23 protein-coding genes and 1 pseudogene are annotated in these 25,779 nt (G+C 47.6%); 11 read left to right on the forward strand and 13 right to left on the reverse strand.

Annotation, left to right across the window (positions count from 1 at the left end; translation table 11 throughout):
- Positions 1-9 precede the first annotated feature (9 nt).
- The gene (locus JSU04_13325; protein MBS1971284.1) at positions 10-993 is read left to right on the forward strand and encodes an aminopeptidase; all 984 of its coding nucleotides are present in this window, start codon (positions 10-12) and stop codon (positions 991-993) included.
- Between the two features lie 76 nt (positions 994-1,069).
- On the opposite strand, the gene JSU04_13330 is transcribed toward JSU04_13325, so the two are convergent.
- On the reverse strand, positions 1,070-1,282 hold the full coding sequence (locus tag JSU04_13330) for a hypothetical protein (protein ID MBS1971285.1): 213 nt from the start codon (positions 1,280-1,282) through the stop codon (positions 1,070-1,072).
- Positions 1,279-1,896: a sigma-70 family RNA polymerase sigma factor gene (locus JSU04_13335; protein MBS1971286.1), complete on the reverse strand. Its 618-nt coding sequence runs from the start codon at positions 1,894-1,896 to the stop codon at positions 1,279-1,281. The genes JSU04_13330 and JSU04_13335 overlap by 4 nt, the downstream gene beginning before the upstream one ends.
- 506 nt (positions 1,897-2,402) lie before the next feature.
- On the opposite strand from JSU04_13335, the gene JSU04_13340 reads away from it, so the two are divergent.
- A complete protein-coding gene (locus tag JSU04_13340) occupies positions 2,403-3,752 on the forward strand; it encodes a hypothetical protein (protein MBS1971287.1) in 1,350 nt (449 codons plus the stop codon).
- Positions 3,753-3,785: 33 nt separating this feature from the next.
- Here JSU04_13340 and JSU04_13345 read toward each other — a convergent pair whose 3' ends face one another.
- The 5 genes and pseudogenes from JSU04_13345 to JSU04_13365 all read right to left on the reverse strand — a co-directional run bounded on the left by JSU04_13345 (position 3,786) and on the right by JSU04_13365 (position 8,138).
- On the reverse strand, positions 3,786-4,574 hold the full coding sequence (locus JSU04_13345) for a dipeptidyl aminopeptidase (protein ID MBS1971288.1): 789 nt from the start codon (positions 4,572-4,574) through the stop codon (positions 3,786-3,788).
- Positions 4,575-4,899: 325 nt separating this feature from the next.
- Positions 4,900-5,169: a hypothetical protein gene (locus tag JSU04_13350; protein MBS1971289.1), complete on the reverse strand. Its 270-nt coding sequence runs from the start codon at positions 5,167-5,169 to the stop codon at positions 4,900-4,902.
- A gap of 34 nt (positions 5,170-5,203) precedes the next feature.
- Entirely contained in the window at positions 5,204-6,136 is a 933-nt protein-coding gene (locus JSU04_13355; GenBank protein MBS1971290.1) for a GGDEF domain-containing protein, read from the reverse strand.
- 140 nt (positions 6,137-6,276) lie between these two features.
- Entirely contained in the window at positions 6,277-7,392 is a 1,116-nt protein-coding gene (locus JSU04_13360) for a metallophosphoesterase (GenBank protein MBS1971291.1), read from the reverse strand.
- A gap of 2 nt (positions 7,393-7,394) precedes the next feature.
- Positions 7,395-8,138: pseudogene (locus JSU04_13365) on the reverse strand (hypothetical protein).
- A gap of 1,233 nt (positions 8,139-9,371) precedes the next feature.
- Here JSU04_13365 and JSU04_13370 point away from each other — a divergent pair.
- The 3 genes from JSU04_13370 to JSU04_13380 all read left to right on the forward strand — a co-directional run bounded on the left by JSU04_13370 (position 9,372) and on the right by JSU04_13380 (position 11,569).
- Complete coding sequence (locus tag JSU04_13370) at positions 9,372-9,845, forward strand: hypothetical protein (GenBank protein MBS1971292.1); 474 nt, start codon at positions 9,372-9,374, stop codon at positions 9,843-9,845.
- Between the two features lie 141 nt (positions 9,846-9,986).
- On the forward strand, positions 9,987-10,742 hold the full coding sequence (locus JSU04_13375; protein ID MBS1971293.1) for a type II secretion system protein: 756 nt from the start codon (positions 9,987-9,989) through the stop codon (positions 10,740-10,742).
- 8 nt (positions 10,743-10,750) lie between these two features.
- Positions 10,751-11,569, forward strand: coding sequence for a hypothetical protein (locus JSU04_13380; protein MBS1971294.1), 819 nt, complete (start codon positions 10,751-10,753; stop codon positions 11,567-11,569).
- Between the two features lie 18 nt (positions 11,570-11,587).
- On the opposite strand, the gene JSU04_13385 is transcribed toward JSU04_13380, so the two are convergent.
- The 4 genes from JSU04_13385 to rlmN form a co-directional block, all read right to left on the reverse strand.
- Positions 11,588-12,283, reverse strand: a complete 696-nt coding sequence (locus JSU04_13385; protein MBS1971295.1) for a hypothetical protein — start codon at positions 12,281-12,283, stop codon at positions 11,588-11,590.
- 237 nt (positions 12,284-12,520) lie between these two features.
- The gene (locus tag JSU04_13390) at positions 12,521-13,288 is read right to left on the reverse strand and encodes a hypothetical protein (protein ID MBS1971296.1); all 768 of its coding nucleotides are present in this window, start codon (positions 13,286-13,288) and stop codon (positions 12,521-12,523) included.
- 158 nt (positions 13,289-13,446) lie between these two features.
- A complete protein-coding gene (locus JSU04_13395; GenBank protein ID MBS1971297.1) occupies positions 13,447-14,355 on the reverse strand; it encodes a bifunctional hydroxymethylpyrimidine kinase/phosphomethylpyrimidine kinase in 909 nt (302 codons plus the stop codon).
- Entirely contained in the window at positions 14,318-15,490 is a 1,173-nt protein-coding gene (gene rlmN, locus JSU04_13400; protein MBS1971298.1) for a 23S rRNA (adenine(2503)-C(2))-methyltransferase RlmN, read from the reverse strand. Before rlmN ends, JSU04_13395 begins: the two co-directional genes overlap by 38 nt.
- A 275-nt stretch (positions 15,491-15,765) precedes the next feature.
- Between rlmN and JSU04_13405 the strand changes: the two genes are divergently transcribed.
- Positions 15,766-19,443, forward strand: coding sequence for a hypothetical protein (locus JSU04_13405; protein MBS1971299.1), 3,678 nt, complete (start codon positions 15,766-15,768; stop codon positions 19,441-19,443).
- On the opposite strand, the gene JSU04_13410 is transcribed toward JSU04_13405, so the two are convergent.
- Both JSU04_13410 and rfaE1 read right to left on the reverse strand, forming a co-directional pair.
- Positions 19,440-19,772: a hypothetical protein gene (locus JSU04_13410; GenBank protein ID MBS1971300.1), complete on the reverse strand. Its 333-nt coding sequence runs from the start codon at positions 19,770-19,772 to the stop codon at positions 19,440-19,442. The genes JSU04_13405 and JSU04_13410 overlap by 4 nt on opposite strands.
- Positions 19,773-19,822: 50 nt before the next feature.
- The gene (gene rfaE1 / locus JSU04_13415; protein MBS1971301.1) at positions 19,823-20,863 is read right to left on the reverse strand and encodes a D-glycero-beta-D-manno-heptose-7-phosphate kinase; all 1,041 of its coding nucleotides are present in this window, start codon (positions 20,861-20,863) and stop codon (positions 19,823-19,825) included.
- Between the two features lie 64 nt (positions 20,864-20,927).
- On the opposite strand from rfaE1, the gene JSU04_13420 reads away from it, so the two are divergent.
- From JSU04_13420 to JSU04_13440, 5 genes are all read left to right on the forward strand, one after another.
- Positions 20,928-21,797 (forward strand): alpha-ketoglutarate-dependent dioxygenase AlkB, encoded by an 870-nt coding sequence (locus JSU04_13420; protein ID MBS1971302.1) that lies wholly within the window; start codon positions 20,928-20,930, stop codon positions 21,795-21,797.
- Positions 21,798-21,928: 131 nt separating this feature from the next.
- Positions 21,929-23,206, forward strand: coding sequence for a Glu/Leu/Phe/Val dehydrogenase (locus JSU04_13425; GenBank protein MBS1971303.1), 1,278 nt, complete (start codon positions 21,929-21,931; stop codon positions 23,204-23,206).
- Positions 23,207-23,216: 10 nt separating this feature from the next.
- Complete coding sequence (locus JSU04_13430; protein ID MBS1971304.1) at positions 23,217-24,200, forward strand: quinone-dependent dihydroorotate dehydrogenase; 984 nt, start codon at positions 23,217-23,219, stop codon at positions 24,198-24,200.
- A gap of 5 nt (positions 24,201-24,205) precedes the next feature.
- Complete coding sequence (gene mutT / locus JSU04_13435; protein MBS1971305.1) at positions 24,206-24,658, forward strand: 8-oxo-dGTP diphosphatase MutT; 453 nt, start codon at positions 24,206-24,208, stop codon at positions 24,656-24,658.
- The gene (locus JSU04_13440) at positions 24,646-25,779 is read left to right on the forward strand and encodes a hypothetical protein (GenBank protein MBS1971306.1); all 1,134 of its coding nucleotides are present in this window, start codon (positions 24,646-24,648) and stop codon (positions 25,777-25,779) included. Before mutT ends, JSU04_13440 begins: the two co-directional genes overlap by 13 nt.

Below are 25,779 nucleotides of genomic sequence, written 5' to 3' on the forward strand. Positions count from 1 at the left end.
TCATGCCAAATCAATTATATTGTTAAATCCGCTTACAATCAGTTTTCGATGATGAATTCTCAGGTCTCGCTGGATGAGGCGCTGAAGGATCCAAAGCTCACTGACGAACAGAAACGCAAAATTCAGCTCGCCCAAAAAGCGCGTGAGTTTGCTGAGACCGAACTTGCACTGAAGCCGACAAAGAACTACACGAAGTTTGTTTTACTCGATCGCCCTTATGTCACTTACGTAGTGAGTGCCGCACCAAAATGGAAACTCGAAGCTTACAAGTGGCACTACCCGATTGTGGGCTCAATGCCTTACAAAGGTTTCTTTAACGAAGAAGATGCTAAAAAAGAGCAAGAGAGCTTGAAAGAAGAAAACCTCGACACTTACATGCGCGGAGTTTCTGCTTACTCAACACTCGGCTGGTTTAAAGATCCTTTATTGTCGTCCATGTTGCAGTACAAGGACTATGACCTCGTCAATACGATTATCCACGAAACCGTTCACGCCACTTTGTACATCAAGCACGAAGCAGACTTTAATGAGCGCATGGCGGTCTTTCTCGGCAACAAGGGTGCTGAGATGTTTTACTTGAAACTGGAAGGGCCGAACTCTCCGACTCTGGCGACGGTTAAGAATGAAAACGGTGATGATAAGCTTTTTTCGACATGGCTCTCTGTGAAATTGAAAGCTCTGCAGGCGTGGTATGAAAATCTGCCGAAAGACCAACAGATTGAAGAAAAGCGTCAAGAGCAGTTCAAACAGCTGCAAGAGGATTTTAAAAAGGAACTTTTGCCACAGCTTAAAACGGATACTTACAAAAAATTCCAGGATATCAAGCTCAACAATGCGCGCTTACTGGTGTACCGCACTTACATGCAAGATCTTGGGGATTTCGAAAAGCTCTATGACAAAGTCGGCGGGGACTTTAAGAAATTCGTCGATGAATGCAAGAGCCTCGAAAAAGAAAAAGATCCTGTGGAAGCTCTCAAGAAAAAGATCGAATAATCTTTTAAAAAATAAAAAGCCCGTTCTCCAAGGACGGGCTTTTTCAATTTCAACTAGAATTTAGGCTGCAATAGAATTAGGTTTCACGAGAGTAAAGCCACCCTCGCCAGTGATCACGAAGAAGTTCTTTCGATTTCTCGAAGCTTCGCATCGCTGGGCGTACGGGAGCCTCCATTTCTGTGTCTTCGATCTTTGCCATGATTTTGTCATGTAAACGATCGAAGTATGCTTGGTTATTTGGGAGTTGCACTTCTTCAAGTACTCCACCCAGTAATTGCTTTCTGTTCATCCTTCGGCCTCCGCATATTGGTTGGTTTCGACCAAGAAGCCCCCGACCTCCTCCGTCCAGGACTTCAAGTCTTGTTGTTCATCAAATACTTCGCGAAGTTTCATCAGAGCATGACGATAGTTCGCTTTTGCAGTGTCATAAGGGCAACCCATGATCTCCGCAATCTCCTTGAAACTGAGATCCTCGTAAACACGCAACACCAGCGCTGTTCTTTGTCTGTCAGGGAGTTTGTCCACTTCTTCCTGCAGCATACCCGCTACAGCTCCGTGAACCATGCCACTTTCGGCTTCAGCACCGACAGCAAGTTGAACATTCTCGATGTCCATCATGTTTTTACGAGAGTCGCGGATTCTGTTGCGTGCATTGTTCACCGCGATTTGGAAGAGCCAGCTTTTGAAACTCGCTCTGCCCTCAAAGCTGTGAAGCTTTTCAAATGCCTTGATGAAGCTTTCCTGCACTACATCTTCCGCCGTATCGAGATCCTTTACGAATCTCAAACTCATTCTCAGAAGTCCTTTCTGATGTCGCTTTACAAGTTCAGAAAAAGATCGTCTGTTACCAGCCTTCACTTCTTCCACCAGCTCAAGATCCGTTTTCATAAGATCTCGCAACATATAGACTCACCTTCTAGGAGTTTCGGTTAATGGGAGCTTCCCCCCTTGTGACCCCTTGCTAAGTTATTGTGCAAGAGCAGTGCCGTGTGCTTTAGAGCCACAATGACTCTAAATATTTGAAATTGTTTACCTTTTAATGATTTCTTGGGTCTAATATAAGAGAAACTTATGCATGATGATTTTCGAGCAGAAACGCATACTTCACGCGGGTAACCTATACTGGCACGCATAATATGTTTCATGAAATGAATAATAAAGCAGGACTTTGGGCTCGTCTGCATGGTGCAAAAAGTAGTGGCCACTAGAGCCTTTTTTTCACTGGAGTCATGGTGACAAAACCCTTGAATCCGCACACAGGCAAAGGCTCTTTTAGGCCACTCGCCGTCTAAAAAATCATCGCAGCCTGCAATTCACAGAGGCCGAAAGTCCGTCTCGGGCCGATTAATGAGATTTCAAGGGAGCTGTTTGGGCTCGAAGGGGCATGTGCCTTGCATTCATAGATCCGTATGAATAAAGCTCTCATTTCTTTAACTACATTCGCTTTGATTCAACTCTTGCCTCTCGCAAGTTTCGCGCAGATGACGTGCGAAAAAGTGTTTCATATTGAGACAAAGACATCCTCAAAGAAAGTATCTAAATTCACAGAGAAGCTTGCGGGATCTCTCCGCGAGCTTAAAAGCTGGGATGATGTCTATACTGCGAAGACAAAACCCACTTGGGAAGACTATCAAACTCTGGCGACACTCATATCTAAGCTCGAAACACAGCTAACAGCAAAAGGTCAAACGCAGCTTCCGAGTCATGAAATAGAGTATTTAAAAGCTGAGTTGCAAGCTTGGGCTTTGCCTTATCACCGCATGGCTAAAAAGCTCTCTGAAAGGCCTTTGGCTGAAGAGGAAATCAATTTCATAGATAGGAACTATGCATTCTTTAAACTCCAACAACGAGTCAATGAACTCGTCGGTTTGAATGTCTTTCCGGACTATTACATAAAACAAGTTCCGCCAGATACCGCGTTGATAGAACAAGGCACTCAAACCGTCAGCAACTTAAAAGCGGCGCAAGGGAAATTGCTCTCTACAACCGGATACAAAAACCCCTCTGAATTGCGAAAGGCCCTCAAGAACCATTCCAAAGCCTATTCGGAGACTCTGAATATGGTCGACGACAAACTGGTCATCGCCATCCACCGTCCTGAAAATGCACGTTTTTGGATTCCTTTGGCTGGCTTTCAAAATCAACGTGTCACAGGTAGTTCTAATGGGTCTTTCAACCCTGACTATAGAAACCAAGTCGAATCTCAGCTTACTTTTCAAAATACTGAGACCTACTCGAAACAAAGCGTCCGCTATATGCCTAATTATGGCGAGGTTCGCCCTGAAGCAGGAACGACATTGTTCGAGCCTAATACTGGTGCCGACCGCTATGGTTCGGATCTTTGGATTGTTAAAAAATCTCTCTACGAGAGCCGTGCAAGCTGGACTCCTCGAGACTCATTTGGGCAACCCCGTGTCCCCAACTTTGAAGCCGCGACTTCTTGGGATCATATGTTTGTACCTTGGACCTCGCGAGAACTCATGGTTCCCTATGCCGTGGGAGACAAAACCGATATTCGCGGAAGCAGATTCACACCTGGTGTGACCGGAGCTAAGTTTCCCCTGAAGGGACACAGTTATGGTAGCAATTATTTCGAAGCACAGATTTGGGGACCACTCTCTTTGAATGACATTGAAGCCTTTCACTTCAAAGTAAACCCACCAAGCAGAGAGCTTTACGACTTGCTTATCTCAAAAGGTATTAAGGTCTACGATGAGCGCACTTTGCCGGCCAAAATCTATACCTTCGAGGCAGAATAGCATCGAACTCATCGATAGGTCCCTTTGGCACACTTAGCGATATTTCAAGAACCACTTCGTGATGAGTTCCGGCGCTTCGCTCAGCCACTGGTGATATGCCAGAGCATCAATCTGCATATCTGTCGGAATCCCCGCTTCTTTAAGTCGTGAGTGATACGACAACATTGTCGTCACAGGTACCACGTTATCAAGTGCCCCATGCAAAAAGAATGTCGGCGGATGATTCGACGGCAAGTCCCTTGGAATGATACACAGCGGGCCGCCACAGGTGGCGTAAGATGCAGATTCAATCGCGAGGGCCTTGAAAACTCCCGGAAAACTCACAGCCATGCGACTTGAGTGATAACCGCCGCTAGAAATTCCCGCCGCGAAAAGTTTATCCATGTTGAGAGGGCCGAACTCGCCAGTTCTCATTTTATTGAGGATCTCAGTCACGAAATAAAAATCTTCTGAAGTTTCGTAGTCAACACCGACGATGTTTGTTTCCCATGCGACACGTGCGAGAGCGCGCGGAGCAATCACTGCAAAGCCATGATCCATCAGGCTTTTAATCAGACGGATCTCGTTAAAGCCGCCAAAAGGCATAAGTTCGCCACGATCAAACTCTACCGCAAAAAAACTGCCTTGATAAATAATCACCGTCGGCCAACCACCTTTTGGTGGATTTCCCTGGGGAATACCGAACTTCACATCGCGAGTGATATCTTTACCTGTGACAGCCAGCGTTTGGTACGGACAATGAATCACCGCGGGGAAACTCGAATCCACAGTACAACCCGAGCGTTTCGCTGCAGCCGCTTGAGCATTTGATACAACCATCATCAAAACCAGAGAAATAATCGCCTTTGTCACCGCAACCTCACTGATTGTGTTGTACCCGTGTTGAAAGCCATAATCCAGTCAGATTTCAGACAGAGTATTCCGATCCGTTCGAATCGGGATATTATCTATTTATGATTCTCAGGTCTATTGCGATCACAGAGTTCTTGAGCGTTCGGCTCATTTTTTCTGCAGGCCTTACCAATCTCATCCCAACAGCCTCCGCCCTCGGCACAATCACCTATTGGGTCTGGAAAAATGAAATCGAAAGCTACCACGAGAATAAAAATAGAAAGTATTGAAATGCCGAACCACTTCAAAAATTTTTTCATTTGCGAGTGCGGGAGCAGTCTTTGACGGCTTTTTCGAATTTGGTGTAAGTCAGTTGCTTGGCTTGCATATTCGCGACGGCGCAGTCGATGGTGACTTGCGAATAGTCTTCGCAGAACTTTTCGGCTTCTTTTTTCTTGGTACTATCCCACCAGAGTTTGGTTTTAAGATCTTGTGCGCACTCACTAACCGTACGCTGATCATTTCCCTGCTGAGCAAAAGAGGTGAGGGAGAAAAAAAGGCTGATAATCAAGATTGAAGTCTTCATTTTTTCTCCCCTCAATAAAAATTGAAAGATAGAACTACTGAGCGATGGTGACGCGGTTACGGCCGCCCTGCTTAGAAGCGTACAAAGCTTTATCCGCGCGATCAAAGAGTTCAGACCATTCAGCATCACTTGTGCTTTTTGTCACAACACCCAATGAGATCGTGACCGGAATCACTTTGCCTTCGTACACAAAAGCGTGCGTCTCAATCGTCTGACGAATACGCTCAGCGATTTCACTCGCCATCTTCGCCGTACCACCTGACAAGATCAGAACAAACTCTTCACCACCATAACGGGCAAAGTAGTCATTTGAACGGATAAGCTTGTTGGTCACAATGCCTGAAAGCTCTTTCAACACGAAGTCGCCGGCGGGATGGCCGTGACCGTCGTTGATTTTCTTGAAATGATCGATATCGAAAACAATCACACTCATCGCTTCGTTCAGAAGCTCAGAACGTTTTACGGCCTCAGGGCCTTTTTCCAACAACGAGCCTTTGCTATAAGCACCGGTCAAAGCATCACGATTGGCTTTTTCGTAGAGAGACTGATTCGTAAGAGCCTCGATGTTTCCTGTCTCGAGGAACTTGAAAACAACGTTGCCCGTTTTGATCTGGTCATTATTCTTTAATTTGCATGGAGCGAGTGGCGGTAACGCCTGACCATTGACGATGGTTTTGTTCGTAGATCCCAAATCGATGATAGAAACTTCACCACCAACGATGGCAAACTTCGCATGCGAGCGGCTTAAGCTCTTGTCATCAATATACACTTGCGTCTCGACAGATCGGCCGATCACAATATCGTTCGAAGAAATTGGGTACTGTTTTCCAACGTATCCCGGAGGACCAATCAAAACCACAACAACGGGAGGTGCCCCGTCCGCAGCTTGAATACGGCCTTTAAAAGTGTCCGAGCTAACTACGCTCGTCTTCTCTGATACATCTCTTGAGTCATCATCGTGATTCATCATAACAGCACCCAGTATAAAGCCCCTCGGACTTTGAAGACAATCTTGGTCTCATCAAGAATTTTTTTGCTAGTCTTTCGCTTAGGGTCCGGTGGAGGCTTTATGACGCCGGACCAAATGCCGGTCCTGTTTCCAGCGTTCTAGGAAACAGCAACATCTTCCTCGATACGGTGATAACCACGCCATTCTTTTAAACGGCCCCGTGGTCGTCCGCCATCTTCGGGATATTCAATTAACACATATGTGAGTTTGGTGATCTTACCTAAGGAAACGATATCCAATGAGGTCAACTCGGTCCATGTTCCCGTATTAAAGTATTCTTTATCTGTGGACCACTGACGATATTGGTAAACATGAGTATGGCCGAAGATCACCGTGTGGACGCGTTCGTCCCCCAACACACGGCGAGCGGCCTCACTCAAATCCGGAAAGATCGCACTCTCAAGAATAACCTGCAGAATACGTTTAAACGGCCAGTTACGGCGTGGATCTTTCACCACCAATGTTTTTGCAAAATAAATAATCAACGAGAAGAACGAAGACACCAACATACGTGTCTCATTAAACATTGCCCACTTCACCATTTTCGAGAAGGGACGAATCTTATCTACGTGTGGATACTTGTGCTTCACCTTCAAAACAAGCTCGACAAAGAAGTGCGAACCAAACGGCAGATTCAAAATCGGCTCCGCCAAGTCCTTCTTCAAGAAGAACTTCTTTGGATCCATACGGTTCGCCGCTTCGTGCATGTGACCATGCTCAATATGAACACCATCAAAGAAGTAAACGATGTTTTTATAACGAATCGGAGTTCCGACCACTTGATTTAAGTAAGCACGGCACGCGGGCCACAGCATCGCCTGATCATGATTGCCAACGATATAGGTTACAGAGTTGCCGGGTTTTGCGGCAAACTCCGCCATCGCTTTAAAGACTTTCTCATGGCCTTTAATGATGGACTTGATAACCTCAAGAGCGACGTTTTCAGTAATCACCGTCAAGAAGTGGCCACGATAGTCCACTTGCAGGCAATTGAGGAAGTCCCCGTTGATAATCAACTCGACCTCGTAATCACGATAAATACCAGAAGAGTAATAATGAATGAACTCAACGAGTTTTTCAGAGAAATAAAATTCTTCGAGGGAGTTAATACCGCCGTTTTCTAGAATACGGCCTTTGCCAAGATGCAAATCACTAATAACGACTTTAATCTTTTTAACAGCTTGAGCGGTTTCAACTGAAGTGACTTGTTCCATGTCTAATCAGCTTTCTTTAAAGGAACGATGTTCTCCTCTTTAACCTCTAAGTTGCTCAAAGCCAAGCGCAATGCACGCACCGTGCGTTTAAATTGTTCTTGGTTCGCATCAATCGTCTTGTTGAGTTCGAGAACTTTACTTCTGTAATTATCCAATTCGCTCTGAAGATGATCAATTTTTCTCTTCAGCTCGAGAATATTCTCATCCTTAGCCCTAAGCAGCGCTGTCTTTTCTGCTTTGACGAGTTCTAGACGATTTTCCAATTCTCTTTCACGAACGCGGATTTTCTTGAAATCAGATTTAAGACGAGTCTCAAGCTCTTCAATCTTTTGTCGAGCTTTACCAACTTCGGTTTCTTTGTACTGCAGAGTCCCTTTGACGATAATCAACTCGTTTTGTAACGAGTCCGAAACTTCTTGCTTCTCTTTTTCGAGAGCAAAAATTCTAGCCGTCAACTCCTCAGAACGATTGCGAATGATATCACCGGCTGACGCCAGCTCTTCGTTTTCAAGGCGGTACTTTTCCACTTCTTTTTCAAGTTCAAGAATACGCTGTTGTGCGAGCTTCAGGCTTTCAGCCTGAGCCAATGTTGCATCTCCCGACGCATAAACACTTCCACCCGACATGCCACCGGCTGCCTGACGTGGATCACGCAATGAACCAAAACTGATTTTCGGGGCCACACTCGTTTGCGCTTTCGGCTGGCGATTTGCAAAACCCTCCACGGCCACTGTTCTTTCAGAGTCAGCAGTGCTGGCTTCGGAAGATTCGCCATCCAAAGAATCAAAACCACTGGCTGAACTATCAAGCTCTTGGATATTCATCGTTTTATCGTCAATGCCCGATGGATTCGATTCTTCTTCTTCAGCCGCCATAACCGGTGGCTCCATTGCAGAACCCAGAGAATCTTCGCGGAACTCTTCGACATCAGGAATTTCTTCAAGGTTGGCCGGGCTATCAACACCGGGCTCTTTCATCTGTTGCCAGAGACCGGCAACGTGAGAGTTCTGTTCATCAACACGATTTTCTTCTCCGCCGAAACCGACGAGGAATTCGTCATCGCTTTGAACGCCGCTGCGTTCATCATCCAGAAATAAAGATTCCGCGGCACGTTTTCCATGCTGCGTAGGTTGATCGCTAATCTCTTGAACATCGTTCATGAGCGATTCGATCAAGTCATCTTTAGGTGTCTGTTTCTTCGTTTTTTTCTTAGCCATGACTTAAGATAACTATCGGAAAATAGAGGAGCTTTCTTTATGAATTCCCTCGAACGCAAGTCGAAATTCAGGCTTTGGTCTAGGACTTTCTCAGAGTGAGACAAGGACAAAAGAAAAACCCAGGCTTGGGGGGAAAGCCTGGGTTTAGGGGGTGAACTTGGGGGGAAGTTCGTTTGTTACTTAATACCTATTGCAGGCGGCATGCCAGCGGATGCGACCTGCGATCGCAGAGTTACAGAGCGAAAATTCTCAGGGTGAAACACGTGCCGGAGCGAGCGACAAAGATTGCTAACACTTGTACTAGTTAGGAAAAGCGCTTCTGCAGAATCCAGATTTGAACTCTTAGGTCAGGATTTAAAGTCCCATCCCTGGTCCTAAATTACAGAGTAACTAGAACACGTTCAGAGTTTTATACAGATCTCAATACTTGCTTAGAGCAGTTCTTTGAGGATTTTCAGGATCAACAAAATTAATCCTAAAACCTGCTTTAAATTTCTTAAGAAACGCCGATACGATACTTGTTGGGGTATCATAGGACTCCTTTGAGGTTAAGACCTGAAGAGTCCATCCAAAAGCGATCCTGCAGAAGCAGTGGTCGCTTTTGCATTTTTAGCGCCGTCGTATTGAGTCAACTGCTTTCAAATGGCATCCGGAAATTAAATAAGCGGAACGAATCCCGGAATACGTATCTCTGATTGAGATTTCGATAGTTTCCAATGCCGGGCCTCATCTTAAGTCCAGGGATGCCGATAAATATAAACAATGAGCCGTCCGGTGGAAGTCCTCGCAAAAATCTTTAGTGCAGTTGTTAAGAGCCTTTTCGTCAGCGGGGTCATGTTCATCATTTTCTTCTCGATCGTGACCGGTGGCTTTCCGCCCGACTTTCGAAAAATCAGCCGCGCTTTCGGCGGCGTCCAAGAACTGCACAAGATGTCGCACCAACCGAGTATGAAATCCACGAATGAAATTTCTCCCGCAGGTTTTGACGACGAAAAAGATGTTGCCGACTTAGAAGCTTACAATCGCAAGCGCGCCAAGCTGGGTGAAGATCTCTTCGGCCAAGGTAGCGGCTCTCAAGATGAAGAAGAGGGCCGCATTGTTCCCATGCGACAAATTAGTTCTGTGGATCCGAATGAAGAACTCAAAAATCAACTGCGTGATATGCAACAAGAGATCTTCCGTCTGCAACAACGTGTGAACGAACTCGAAGAGCAAACTACAAAAACCAAACGCTAGAACTGTTCTCCAAAGATCCACCATTATCCCAAAGCTCCCTTCCGCAGAATGGTATCAATTCCTCGCAGGTCTATTGTCTACAATGAGCTTTCCTATGAATACGCGTAGGTGGTTTCTCGCTAAGCTAGTTCATAGCGAAGCATGAAAAAACACCTCTGCAATCAACTGGGCATCACTCTCATCGAAGTTTTGATTTCTCTTGGCGTTACTGCGTTTTTGACAGCAGTGATTATGCCCTTCATTTTCCGTCAAATGGAGGAATTTGAATCCGAAAAGATGTCGATGGCAAGAATCTCCCTGCAGCTGCAAGTTGAGCGCTACCTTTCTAATCCCAACATCAAAGGTTTTGCTGTCTATACCTTAGATGCAGATACGAATTTAAAAAATTGCGTGATGGGCACAGGCGCCTGCCAACAAGTAACGAACCAGGGCTTTTCTCTCTACGATTCCGCTCAGTCGGTCATCGCGGGTCCCGGACCTGCCAATCCCGCCCGCTTCGATAGAACCGGCGCGCCCTGCACCTCGGGACCTCGCTGCATCTTTGAAATCTGGACAACCTATTCCACTCTTTGCGAGGGCGGCGCACCTTCATGCCTCCAGGCCATGAGTGTAACGGCTTCCTACACTGTTCAACAAAGCCCCACGGCAAATACCGGAACGACTCGGCAAATGCGTCCGATTCAGAGCCCTCTCATTCCCATTCAGAGAAAACAAAGCAATGTGCCGCCCTTTAAAGTCACGAGCTACAATGCGCCCGGAATTTTGGGGGTTCATCAACTATGTATGATGACTGCACTTCAGATTGGTCCTTCGTGTGCGCTGACTGGGAATTACAATCAGAACTGGGTATTAACAGGCGCATCTTGTGAAACCGCCATTTGCTTTGATTTCCTGTAGGAGATTTTATGAACGTCACACGCTTTAAAATATTTGAGAATGACGGTCAGGTCTTGATCCAAGTGCTCTTGGCTATGGGAATCTTTGCCTTTCTCATCGCAAGCTTTATGAGCATGGTCAGTTCTCAACGAAAAGACATTAAGTACAATCAAGCGCTCACTGCCCGCGGTCTACTAGAGCTACGCCTTGAAAAGTATCTGACCAACTCTGCGGCTCTTGATAAAACTCGCAAGCTGACCTCTTTTGAAGGCAACGTTAAATTTAATGCGTGTTACTCTTCAACCGGAACTGTTTGCACGCAAACTCTGCAGCCGGCAGGTTTCCAACTAGTAGACCCTAATGGCACTGTTGTCGCCGGCGGCTCACCCGATGCGCCGATTCGTTACAACTCGCGCGGAGAAATCTGCCCTGCTGTGAGCGACGACTGTCTCTTTGAAGTATTCTCTTATTTTACGGCCGCATGCCCTGGCGGAACAGCCACTTGCTCGCGCCCTTCAAGCTTTAATGCCACCTATACGATTCAGCAAGCCGCGGGCGCAAATCCACTCGGTGGTCTTGTCATGAAGACTTTTACGAGCTCACTGGTACCAGTGGGATCTCCTCCGTACAACTTGGTGCCATATACTCGCTCTTTTGCTGATGGCACCGGGACTTTCCCGATTGGCGCGCATGATTTTTGTGTTTTGAATCAGTATATTTATGACGGCGACGGCGTCGGTAATTGCATGGTGACCGGCGCGAAGAAAGACATTTGGACCATCACCATTCAAGACGAAGGCGACGCCCAGGTCCAAACCTGCGGCGTGCTCTGTATCGATTTCTTGTAGTGAAATCTAACTAGGAAACTAGCGCTGAACTGTGCGAAGAACTTTTTCGGTCTTCTTGCGAGCCACGTTGGCTTTGTCAGCACGTTTTCGGGCTTTAGCCGCGCGCATTTGAGCGGCCTTCACTTTCGCCTTTGATTGCATTTGCGCCATCTTTAGTTCGCGATTGGCTTGCGCTAAACGGTGTTCAACGTCGCGGGCATCGGTTTCGGCATCTCTGACTTCGGCATTGGCTTGCTCGACGTTTTTGTACTGTGCTTTGACCTCATCATGAACGCGCTCAACTTCTTGTTGCTTGGCCTGTTTGCGCGCTTTCACTTCATCGCGTTTTTGGTAGAGCTTTGCTGTTTTCTGCTTAGTGAGTTCGATTTGTTTGTAAGCTTCTGCTTTTTGAACTTCGAGAGCTTTGATTTGTTTTTCAAGGTTTGCGCTTTCAGCGTTGGTCTTCTCTGCTTCACGACGGGCATTCTCAGCCTCGCGAGAAGCTTGGGCATTGGCCGCCTTCGCCTCATTCATTTTTTGGCGATATTCTTCTTTCATTTTGGCGTGACGTTTCTTATCTTCGGCAGCTTGTTTTTTTGCTTCCTCAGCATCCGCGCGCGCACCGTCGACATCGGCAATGGCTTGCTCCGCATCCATTTGCACATCAATGCTATCGTAAGCGTATGTGGCGCTTGCAAAAAATAAAATCGAAAGAGCGTACAGCACTGGCTTCATGTCGTGCCTCCTTGTCCCAAAGTGATACACGTGAAGAGCTTAGTTACTGATTTTAAAGAGCAAAAATCATACTCACCAGCGCCCTTTAAAGTGTTCCCTAGTTCTGTACTCTGTCGATATCACGGGTTTTGAGTGAAACTTCATCAGTTTGCTTTGAGACGCGTACACAGACAACCACAGCGCTCGATTTAGAAACCATTCTTCTGACGATTATAGATTGTACAATGGAACAGCTAGCTAATCATATCGCGTGTACTTCCGTTTGACTGCATCAGTGGTCACTTCAAAAATCTCGATACCTGACCAAGTGTCACATTCCGAGCACACCGCGGAAGAATTAAAAAACATACGATCGTTGATTTCATAAGCAAAAATATCGTCCATCCTATTCCACCCTCCCGTCGGCAAACTAAATACTTTTTTCCCAACGAGTATTCCCACACGTGGCTCTGAGACTTGATTTGCCGATAGCCCCTGGAGTTGATATATCGCAATATTAATCTTTCGGTTTTTATAGGAAATTTCGATGAGTTTTTTCAAATCATAGATAGGAGATGGCGACAGAGATAGCGTTGGAATAAAGTCTTCGTCACGAAAGATTTTATCAGTCTTAGAAATTTCTTTTTTATTAGAAACGACTTTGACCTTTGCCTTCGAGTAATTTTTAACCTCGACTCCAGTAATTCCCAAATAAAACTTTTCGAGATCACCACACTGAGAGGAGGATAATATTTCCGTTGCTTGAAACTCAGTTTTTTCTCCATAGTGTTCATCACTTGGATCGCCACCTATAGGTTTACTAACAAAACTATAATTCTTCCCTGCACTCACAACGCATTTTTCAGAAGTTCCATTTTTAACGAGAGTCACCTGCGTACCTTTTTTGATAACTTCATCAAAGCAGTACTGCTCGTTTGTACATCTTCTAACATTATGAAAGGTTAGTTCCGTCGCAAAGCTGTGCAAGGAAAACAGTGTTAACAAAGCCCCTATAATTTTATTCATATCCTAAATCATACCAACGAATATTAGCTAAAGTAGATATTTGTTATTCCAGGATGAGACCTTTGGCCAATGAGACAACAAAAATAAAAAACGCCCCCGGTTTCCCAGAGGCGTTTCAAAGATTTTATCACTGTGCGTCCGTAAACAGGACCTGGCACCTAGATCGAAATAACTTTCTTGTATTCAGCCATGCGTTTTTCGATATCAGCGATGGTTGTTTTCGCCAACGCTTTCACGCTGAAGTCTTGGATCGTGTGGCTGGCAAGGATGCTGCCGTTGATGCAAGCTTGTTTCATATCTTTCACAGTTGGCTTGCCTGGGCGGCTTGCCAAGTAACCGAAGAAGCCACCGGCAAATGTATCACCAGCACCTGTTGGATCTGTCACTTTCGCGATTGGGAAAGCCGGAAGAACAAAATAACCTTCTTCCTTCGAGAACATGATGAAACCATACTCACCGCGCTTGATCACAACAGCTTTTGGACCAAGCTCAACGATTTTTGCTGCCGCTTCAATCGCGTTACCAGCACCTGTCAGCATTTCTGCTTCCGTTTCGTTGATCAAGATCACATCAACCTTCGCCAAAACCTTCAAAAGGTCTGCATTGGCGATATCGATCCAAAGATTCATTGTATCCATGCCCACGAATTGTGGGTTTTTAACTTGGTTCAAAACTTCGAGCTGCAAAGCAGGAACGATGTTTGCCAAGAATACGAATGAAGAATTTTTATAACTTTCTGGCAATTTCGGATTGAAGTGTTCAAACACGTTGAGTTCAGTTCTCAGCGTCTTTGCTTCGTTCATGTCGCCTTCGTATTTGCCTTCCCAGTGGAATGTCTTACCAGGAACTTTTTCAAGTCCTTCGAGATCTACGCCACGGTCTTTGAGAAGCTTGTAATCAGCTTCTTCGTAATCTTCACCAACAACACCGACAACACGCACTTTTGCGTAGAGGCTCGCCGCCAAAGAGAAGTAATTCGCCGAACCACCCAGAGCGCGATCTACGCGTCCTGAAGGAGTTTCGATGCTATCATAGGCTAGGCTGCCCACCACTAAAATGTCGCTCATTTGTGCCACCAATTTTTGAGTTAGAAATATCCATTGTTTCTGGTCTGTCTTTAACTGTCGTCAGCTGACCGCAGGCTGCGTAGATATCGCGGCCCATGGTTCTGCGCAACAATACGTGCGCGCCCAAGCGGATCAATTCCGTGTGAAACTTCTGGATTTGCTCGTCATCAGGACGCTCAAAACCTGAACCCGGATGTTCATTGAAAGGAATGATATTGATCTTGCTTGGAACGTCTTTCAAAAGTTTCACGAGTTCTTTTGCGTGCTCCATTTGGTCTGTTACGCCTTTCAACAAAACGTACTCGAAAGTAATTTTGTCTTTCGTAACTTTGCAGTATTCACGGCAAGCATCGAGAAGTTCTTTGATGTTATACTTCTTATTGATCGGCATCACGCGAGAACGGATCTCGTCGTTAGAGCCATTCAAGCTCACTGCCAAACGCACGCGTGCATCAGACACCAGCTTAATTTGCGGCACAAGGCCTGAAGTTGAAACTGTGATCTTACGGCGTGAAAGCATCATGCCCCAAGGGTTCGTCAAAACTTCGATGGATTTAAAAACCGCTTCTGGATTATCAAGGGGCTCGCCCATCCCCATGAACACGATATTCGAAATACGTTGGCCTTCTGCCAAACGATCGTGAACTTGCATGAACTGACCGACGATTTCTTCTGTCGTCAAACGGCGCTTCAATTTTTGCTTGCCCGTGAAGCAGAATTTGCAAGCCATGTTGCAACCCACTTCCGAAGAGATACACAAAGTCAGACGGTCGTCAGACGGAATCAATACCGCCTCAACGCTGTTACCTTGTTTCATGTCGAAAAGAAATTTCTGAGTGCCATCGACGGATTTGAGATGTTTCAAAACCGGTGGCAAATCAAAGCTCAAAATATCCGGCAATTCAGCGCGGAAGGCTTTCGAAAGATTGCTCATCTGCTCAACGTCCGTCACACGCTGCTCATAGACCCATTTAAAGATCTGCTGTGCGCGGAACTGTTCTTTTCCGAGACCTTTTAAGAAGCTTTTTAAGTCTTCTAAAGTCATCGAATAAAAGTTTACTTTTCCTGTGGGAGTGGTCGTTTCGAGAAACTTGGGTTCAATTGCGGACGAATCATTTTCGTATGCGTTGAACATAACTTGAGTCTCCTTCTTGCTTGCTACAGCATTTTCAAAAGGTTTGTTTGAAGTCATTTTTTCAAAGAGGCAAGAACTTACAATAAGTTGTATTGAAACGCCAGAGATAGCGTTGAACGCTCGAACTTTTCCTTTTTTTTCATAGATAAACTGTGAGCGGTTGAAAGTGGCGTGCTCCACGAAGAACCCGCAAACCTCAAAGTGTTTGCTCCCATTTCTCAAAATTTCTCTCTCACTCTTCATTAGTGTTTCCGATAAGTTAACTAGAGGGAACCATGCAACTCAGGTACGTTATCGGACTCGTTCTAGTCGGACTATCTTTGCTAATTCAAGAGTCCTCGCTGCGCGCGGCGATGATCCCTTTCGCCTTTTGGAAAAAATCCGGGCCAGCAACCTGCACTTTCTCTTCTAACACGACGGTGACCGCCGCCAACGTAGCGACCTATTCAAATTGCATTTGGAGTATCGGAGCTGGGGTGACTGTCACCATCAACTATCCTGGCGCAATCGGAATTTCGGGATTAACGATGACCTCTACCAGTACTCTCACCCAAACTGGTTGCACCACTACCGGATGCGGAGCCGTGATCTACCTCTTAATTTCCGGCAACGCGACAATCCCTAGCGGCGCAAAAATCACCGCTGACGGAACTGGATATCTCGGCGGTTATCAAACAGGTTCTGATAGTGTCACGAATAATGCGACCACAGGTCGGACTTTGAATAACGCTACCGGCGCCGGAGCCACCGCCGGAGGATCTTACGGAGGCTGGGGAGGATGGAACTCCAGCAAGGCGACCAATGTGCCACCCCCTCCCTATGGACAACCGAAAGGCCCCCTCTCTTATGGCAGTGGCGGCGGCGGAAGTGCGGCCGCGAAAAAAGGCGGGAACGGTGGTGGAGTCATCGCTCTCCTCGTCAATGGCGACTTAACCATCGATGGCAATGGAAGCACTCCAGCGATCAGTTCCAATGGTGGCAGCGCTCAATGTGGCGGTGGATCTGGCGGATCTATTTATATTTCGGTGATGGGTACTTTTTCCAGCTCGAGCAGCGGGGTTCTTGTGGGTGCCAGTGGTGGCACCGGCGGAGGCACTGCAACTTGTGGCTCCGGCAATAACTCCGGTGGCGGCGGCGGCGGACGAGTTGCGATCAACTATTCAACTATCAGCGGCACCCTATGGTCAGGAAGCATTCAAACCTATGGCGGAACAAGCACCGGTGGCGCCGCGTATGCCGGCGGCTCCGGCACCGTTGTGATCAAAGGTCCCAGCGCGACCTACGGCGACCTCTATGTTAACGGCAGCAACAACTCCACTTACAAGATCAACGGAACACCCATTGGAGCGTTTGGTCGCATCACCTCTGTCACCTCAAGCAGCGTCGGATTTTCAAGCTTATATTATGCCGTTGGCACATCCGATTACTCCGCTGGCGCGAATCTCGTACCAGATACGGATGCTTTGTCTATCAGTCAAAACGCCATCACGACCTACTCTGCATCCAGCATAAGTGTGGGCAGTGGCGATCTGACGACTTTGACTTCCGTTGGAAAAATGTGGGGAGTCTATGACAACAACAGCACCGTCTATGATACGATCTACATCTCAGACTCCGTCATCGTTCATGCCGCTGTGCTTGTTGCGGCGAACTCAATCAATGTCAGCAACACTGCGACACTCGTAGCTTCGACAATCTCTGCAAACTACGTGTACTTGAATGACACTTCTGTGCTGTCACCGTTTCCAGGGGACACCAATTACATTGGTCGACTCAAGATTTCTGCCGTCGCACTGACGGTAGCCTCTGGTGCCAAAATCTCGGCAGATGGACTTGGATATTTGGGTGCCGGGGCCTCGGGATTGCTGGGTACAAACTCACAGTTCAAAGGCATGACATTTAACTTTGTCACCTCTGCGGGCTCGGATAAAGATTGCGGCGGATCCCATGGGGGCCTTGGTGGATACTGGGCAGATCCCAGTTGGGCGACGATCATTCCGGGCCCCGCTTACGATAGCATCTCTCAACCGACAGAAGCCGGCGCCGGCGGCGGCACCGATACAATGACAGATATAGCAGGTAATGGTGGCGGGACTATTATCATCAGCGTTAGCCAGCTTTCGGTTGATGGACTCATCAGTGCGAAGGGTAATACTGGCGGCGGCACCGGCGCGGGCGGTGGTGGCGGAGCCGGCGGAACTATCAATATCTCGACGAGCACGTTCACCTCTGCTTCGACTGGCACCGTGCTCAATGCTTCCGGCGGAGCGGCCACTAACAATGGTGGAGGTGCCGGCGGGCGCATCGCCATTTCGTACAGCACTTTGGGCGGCACCATGGCTTTTACCCCGGCAAAAATCACCGCGAATGGTGCTGCAGGCTTTGACTCCGGCACTGCTGGAGGAGCCGGCACAGTCTTCACCTATAAGCCCGGAACTTCCACTGATGGGGATCTCTATGTCATGGACAATAGCTTCTCAAATTTCAGAGGGTCTCTCACGGCGCCTTATGGATTTATCTCTTCGACAACGGCGAGCACAATCACAGACAGCGGACTGACAACTTATGCTCGTGATTTCTATTTCACCAAAGCGCAAGTGGTCGGAAAAGTCATCGCGGTTGGGGTAGAAGGCACAACCGCTCTGACTGAATTCACCATCACAGATTACAATGCTTCAACCGGAGTGTTCACCGTTTCTGGTGGCAGCGCCGCGGGCCTAACCGTCGGAAATATGTGGATCATCAAAGGATTCAACACTCAGTACGACAATGTGAATTTCTATGGCACCGGAAAGTTCGATGCTCCTTACTTGAAAGCCAACAACACTATAAAAACTTACTCTAGCGCCAACGTCTACGCTCGAATTATGCGTTTAGATGCCGCCACAATTGACTTTTCAGCCGGCGCAATCTCCCTCGATACCTGGTTATCTAATGGCCCGATCCCACCCAAGCCTTTAGTTATCAATGCCACAACGATGAATATCGGTACAAACTCTTCAATTGATCTCACCGGCAGCGGTTATGTCGGAGGATTCTGTACCTATAATATCAACAATGGCCGAGAAGGCTTCTGCAACAATACGTCTAACACGGGTTACACTCAGGGAAATACCACAACCGGTGGCTCGGGCTCTTATTCCGGCGGCTCTGGAGCCGGTTATGGTGGTATGTATTCCACCAACACCCCCGCATCTCCTGCTGGGGACGCTCTAGCGCCTACGACTTTTGGCTCTGGAGGCGGCGGAGACTCGACCAACACATCTGCTTGGGGCGGATCCGGTGGAGGCGTGCTTTCTCTGAATGTCAGTGGCACTCTGACGATCAATGGCTATATCAGCGCGGCCGGCTCACCTAGCGCTGCCAGTGCTGGCGGCGCTAGCGGCGGCGGCGGCGGCAGTGTTTACATCAGCGCGGATACCATCACTTCATCGAGCTCCAGCTCAGATCTCGTCGACGCATGGGGCGGCTGGCTCGACACCAACGCTGTAACGAATGCCTGCGCCGGCGGTGGCGGACGCATCGCTATTTATTACAATACAATGGCAGGAACTTTCGGCAACGGAGACCTCTCTGCAAATGGCGGTATCAGTAAAATCAATACATGCCACGGCGGTGCCGGCACAGCCTTTGTCAAAAAGAACTCAGATTCTGGGGGTCAGTTGACTCTCTGGAACTACGATCGCGTTCCAAACTATCTACCAACTCCTTTACCGGCGTATAATGTAACCTTTAAGTCTATGTCGATCCTAAATGCTGCCGTCGGGAAAATGATGTCGAGTGCGTATGCCTATAACTTTGGAACCACAGGCACGGTCTATGTCGACGGAACTTCGACACTTTATATTCCGAATGACCAATCGAATGTTCCACCATACAACAACGCCGTGCCGGTGGGCACGTGGTTCAACGTTTTATCCGGAAAGAAAACCGGTAACATCACTGAGTACTAAACCTCTGGCTTTTTATCGTCATCGCGAAAATGATTTCTGAGTTGCCTGACAAAATCCCCTAAAACTTGCGCAAGTGCCCCGAGCTGCCACTCCCGTGGCCAGCCGCGAATGTGCTGCTTACGAAAAGCGGATTCTGAGCTGAAAAGTTTTTTATCAAAAGTGGCCCCGACCACCGAAACATGAAACTGCTCGCCTTCGTCGCTTATGACGACCCGGGCACTCCCCGCCACAGGCGATTCATCCAAAAGTTTTTGTGAGACTTTTTCGGCTTGGTCTGTGACCTCTTGACGAGGTTTGAAACCGCGATACTGCAAACGTTCTAGATCCACGCGATCCTCCTACGAGCGAAGACGCGCGGAATTAAGGGACAGGTTAATTTTTATGAGTGAACTGTCTGAATATATTCAATGAGCTCAGGAATTTCGCACGGAACGCAACCGACTTTGCCAACAACGACACCGGCCGCGAAGTTCGCGATGGTGCAAGACTTCACCAGTGGCAATTTGGCAGCCACTCCCAATGAAATTGCTGCGATCACAGTATCACCAGCCCCCGTGACATCGAAGACCTTACGAGCAAAAGTTGGAACCTGATCCACTTTATCACCCGAGAAGATCGTCATGCCCTCTTTACCGCGGGTCAAAACCACTTCTGTGGCGCCGGTTTTCTTCTGAATCGCACGGCCCACTTCAAGAATCTTATTCGGGTTCTCGCGAAGGTCGTCGAATTTAAGGCCCGAAAGCGCCAGCGACTCTTCATAGTTTGGTTTTACGAGGTCCACTCCATAGTAGAACTCCGCAGGGTTCGCGCGAGTTGGATCAACTAAAAGTTTCTTTCCATGCTTTTTACAAATTTCCGCAACCTGTTTCACCAGTTGCTGTGAAACAACGCCCTTGTTGTAATCCTGAAGGACTACCACATCGGCCTCATCAATCACTTCATTGATTCTGTGAATAACTTTCGCCTCGGTTTCAGGTGAAAGGTACTTCACCATTTCGTAGTCCACACGCACGATGTGGTGAGGACCCGTCATAATACGCATTTTACGAGTGGTTGGTCTGCGCTCAGAGTGAACCATGTAATCCCAAGATACATGGGCTTTGTGGCAGATCTCCTGCAAAGTCGTTGCGCCCACATCGCGGCCGACCACACCGACCATCATCGGAATCCCGCCAAGGCTTGCGACGTTTTGTGCAACATTGGCCGCCAACCCCAAACGTTTGTCTTCTTCAGTTACGGCCAATACCGGAACCGGAGCCTCAGGACTAATGCGGCGAACATCACCCATCACGTACTCATCCAAACCAACGTCACCGATGATAAGGACTTTTTTGCCCTTAAAAGCATTGAGAGTTTGAATAAGATCCTGGCGCTGTTCTGTTCCGATATTCACGGGCTGACTCCCTTGTAGAAATTTCAGTTTTTAACCACTTTCTTAAAGGTAGGCCATACTTTTTAGTACGGCAATGTGTTAAAAGAGGCCCATGCGCAAAACGACCTCTAAATTTTCGGGCCAATTCCAGAATCTGATCTATAAGCCGGGCTATATTTCGAAGGCCGAGCGCTCTGAAATCTTAGCTTATTTGGCAACTTTGCACCCGATCTGGGAAATGCGCTATTCCAAGCACAACCCACCCCCTGCGGATCAACAACAACGCCGGTTACTGCGTCCGGTGTACTGGCTTGGGAACTGGCAATTTGCCTGCTTGAATTATTATCATCCACCAAAGGGTTTGTACCATCGCTGCGTCTCGGCCGAACCCTATCCGCCGGTTCTCGCCAACCTCGTCCACAATATCGAAGCGATGGTGAAAAGCGAGTTTGATCCCAAAGACGTTCCGCGCGGCTGGCACCTCAACACCTGCTTGATTAATTTTTACGGCGATCAAATCAATGATGGAAAACGTATTGATTGCGCGCGCGTGGGTGAGCACAAAGACTTCGAGCCCGGCCCCGTTGCCTCGGTTTCATTCGGCGAGAAAGCTCTGTTCCAATTCGTGAAAAGTCATGGAACTCAGTCTCAGAGCAACGTTATCTTGCAGCAATGGCTCGAAGACAGTTCGTTACAGATTTTCGGTGGCGATAAATTTAAGAAACAGTTATTCCACCGCGTCCAACGAGTGGAAAAGAAGAGTGATGACGTGTTCAAACTCAATGTCACAGAGTTTGAAACTCGCAGAATCAACTTCACTTTCCGCTATGTTCCTGATGAGCATATCCAACCGTTTTTCAAGCTTCCGCCTGAGGCCCAAGAAGACACTTTGGAGTACATGCAAACTCTTGCTCAAAACTCGTCCTTCTTCCAAAAACACGTTCAACTTTGGCAACAAAGAAGCGCCGAAAGAAAAGCCTAACGCCCTGGGTTTAGCCGTCCCGACCTTTGCATAGAACCCTCTAGAACCACTGAGTCAAACCGTTTTACCGATGGACTCCGAGTTTTTACACCATTAGGATGACTCCGTGTGATTTTAAGGAGTTAGATCAAATGGAAATGCACAAATCAGAAGCTCATTTAGATGGTCCTTTGTTCAAGAACGCTCTTCAAACTGTCGAAGAAGCGGCGAAACTGATCAACTGTGATCCGAATGTTTTAGAACGTCTCAAAAAACCACGCCGTTGCGTGACTGTTAGTATTCCTGTTCGTATGGACGACTACTCTGTGAAAGTTTTCACAGGCTACCGCGTTCAGTACAATGCGACTCTCGGTCCTTACAAAGGCGGTATCCGTTATCATCAAAACGTAGATCTTCCAGAAGTTGTGGGTCTTGCGGCTTTGATGACTTTTAAAAACTCTGTTCTTGGTTTGCCTCTCGGCGGAGCTAAGGGTGGCGTTTGCGTAGATCCGAACACTTTGTCTCGCACTGAAAAACAAAATCTCACTCGCCGTTATGCTTCTGAGATTTCTAGCTTCGTTGGTCCAACAAAAGATATCCCAGCTCCAGACGTGGGCACAGATCCACAAACTATGGCATGGTTCATGGACACTTACTCTCAAGAGCAAGGTGGCTATGCACAACCGGGCGTTGTCACTGGTAAGCCAGTTGAAATCGGCGGTTCCCTCGGCCGCAACCACGCAACAGGCTTGGGTGTGGTTTACACTGCTGAGAAAGCTTTCGAAAAAGTCGGCATGAAAATGGCTGGCTCTACGATCGCGATTCAAGGTTTCGGTAACGTAGGTTCTTTCGCAGCTTTGTTTGCTCACCAACGTGGCGCTAAAATCGTTGCCATCAGCGACGTGAGTGGCGCGATCTTCAACGGTGATGGCTTGAACATCCCTGAGATCATCGAGTTCATCAAAACGAATAAAGTTTTGAAAGGCTACCCAAAAGCTCAATCATTGACGAACGAAGAACTTCTGACTTTAAAAGTCGATGCTTTGTTCCCTTGTGCGCTTGAAGGCCAGATCGACATGCACAACGTTGAAAACGTAAAAGCAAAAATCATCGTTGAAGGCGCGAACGGTCCTGTTTCTGTGAACGCAACGAAAGTTCTTCACAAGAAAGGCACTTTCATCGCTCCAGACGTTATCGCCAACGGTGGCGGTGTGATCGTTTCTTACTTCGAATGGGTTCAGGACATCATGTCTTTGTTCTGGGACGAAGAAGAAGTGAACAACCGTTTGAAAACAATCATTCACCGCGCATTCGACGTGGGCTTCAAGTTCCACCAAGAAAAGAACGTAGATATGCGTTCTGCGGCGATGGCCGTTTCTGTACAACGTCTTGAAAAAGCTATGTTGCTCAGAGGTCTGTACCCACGCTAAACTGTGGGGCATGATTAAAAAGCCTTGGCTATTACTACCACCACAATGGGCCCATGATCTGGGCCCTTTTGGTTTAAAGATCTTCTCCCTTTTCAATTCCGCTCCAATTCCTGAATGGAAATCTTTTACCTGGAACGGTCTTTACTTTAAAAATCCTCTCGGCCTTGCCGGTGGCGTTGATAAGAATGCCGAAAGTCTCAATGAATGGTGGGCTCTAGGAGCCGGCTTTGTTGAGGTCGGCACCGTGACTCCGCGTCCGCAATCAGCCAACCCCGGAAAGATCATGGATCGTGATATGGAACGCCACGCTCTCTGGAATAAGATGGGCTTTCCGAGCTATGGTGCTCATGAGGTGTTCTTTAATCTGCGTGACTACGAAGAGAAAAAAACTCCGGTCTTCGTGAACATCGGCAAAAACCGCGACACTGCGAATGAAGATGCCGGCGAAGATTATCTTTATCTGATTAAACACTTCAAACCCCAGGCTGATGGCTTTGTCGTGAACATCAGTAGTCCCAACACCAAGGGGCTTCGTGATTTGCAAAATAAAGAAGCACTCACAAAGCTTTTGCAGCCACTCGTTGAAGCCTCGCACTCGGCTCCCATGAAGCCGATTCTTTTGAAACTCAGTCCCGACCTCAATGACGAGAGCCTCGCAGAAGCTCTCAACGTCGCAGTGGAGCTCGGAATTGATGGTTTTGTGCTGACAAATACCACTCTGTCCCGCCCTCAAGGCATCGATTTCCCCTCTGAGGGAGGCCTTTCGGGAGCGCCTTTAAAACCCCTTTCCTGCCAAATTCTGCAGAAAAGTTTGCAAATTCTTGGGAAGCATCGCTCTGGAAAGCTCATTATTAGCGCTGGCGGCGCTATGACCCCAGAAGATGTCTTTGAAAGGTTGCAAATGGGCGCAGATCTTGTTGAAATTTACTCTGCCCTTATTTTTGAGGGCCCTGGTTTTTTCCGCAATGTGGCAGCGAAATATTCTGGTAGGTAAGAGGAATGGCAGAGGGTGATGAAAAAACACGCAAAGTAAAGAGCCGTAAGGGTCATTGGATCCCTGTGGTTGCCGGCTTTCTGAAAAAAGACGGAAAGATCCTGGTCGGTCAACGACCAGAGAACAACTCTTTGCCTGGCCAATGGGAATTCCCAGGTGGCAAAATCGAACCCGGTGAAACACCGGAGCAAGCCCTCGTGCGCGAGCTTCAAGAAGAGCTCGGCATTGACGCGGAAGTCGGCGATCTCAAACTTGCTTGTACACACTCTTATGGTGATGTCGGCATTTTGATTCTCTTTTACGAAATCCTCTTCTGGAAAGGGCAACCCAAGGCACAACATCATATGATGCTGGAGTGGATCCATCCGGAGGAACTCAAACACCGCAACATCCCTGAAGCCAACCGCAAGATCTTGGATCGAATCTACAAAGCACTGGGACTGGAATGGCGAAAATAATTTTAGTTACCGAGAAAGTAAACTCCACTTCATGGCCACTGGCTCTGTCACTCAAAGCCCAGCAGCATGAAGTGATCTTTCTCACCAGCTTTGGTGAAGAAGCCGCCGACACCAACGGCATTCGCTTCATGGCCTATTTCAAAAAATGGTCATTCCTCGAAGCCCTTCGCATCTTGCCGATGATTTTCTCTTATGAGCCCCAGGTGTTGCATATCATTCTTGATCAGGGGGGCCTCACTCCGGCCCATGCGGTTTTGGCAAGCTATGCGAAATCACATCCTCTGATGGTTTTGACGACTTCACTTTTGCAATTTGAAAGACGTCTTCGTACCGGCAGTCCGACCCGTTTACTCCTACAGGAAAGCGACATCGTCACGTGTCCATCCGTGGATTCGCTGGCGAAATTGCGTGGCATGAGTGTGCGCTCGAAGAAACAAGGCCGTGGAATTTTACCTCCAGCTTTGGATCTCTATGAAAGCACGATGCTGGAGCAGCCTCATTATGAGGAAGCCGAATCTGAAATCGTTGCTAGTGAAAACCTGTCTCAGCAGCTCAAAGACGAACCTTACTTCGTCATTCCGTGCTTTGAAAAAAACTTTTCAGCGGAGAGTTTGTTCTTCCGTCGCCTCGCCCGCATTGCTGAGACTCATTTCGTTGTTTTATGGGGCTCCAATCAAGACTGGCCTCTGCGCAGCCGTAAGCAATTTGAGACTTGGATGGAGTCTCAAGGTCTCGCCGACCGCTGGATGTTCTCGGGGGCTTTGCCTCGCTCACTGGAGCGTGAGCTTTTGCAAAACACACAGTGCTTGATTTTGGCTGGAATTAAGCTGAGTCCTCAGGCAATTTCGCAGTTCTACTTAAAAGCCATCCAAAGCAACACGCCTTTGGCACTGGACTCAAAACAAGCCAGCGTTCACGCCCATCTATGGCAGAAAAACATCAACTGCTGGATCCTTAATCACGAGTCCCTGGATCGTGAGTTCAGCACGTTCCTGACAAAAGAAAACTTCCGCCCGCCAGAAAGCCTAAAGGCTAAATTAAGTGAAGATCGTCATTTAACGGATACTCCGCTGAACGAACTCAATCGCCTTTACACCCGCGCACTCAGTCAGTTAAAATAA

The organism is Bdellovibrionales bacterium, assembly GCA_018266295.1.
In the GTDB taxonomy this organism is placed as follows: Bacteria; Bdellovibrionota; Bdellovibrionia; order Bdellovibrionales; family Bdellovibrionaceae; genus JACMRP01.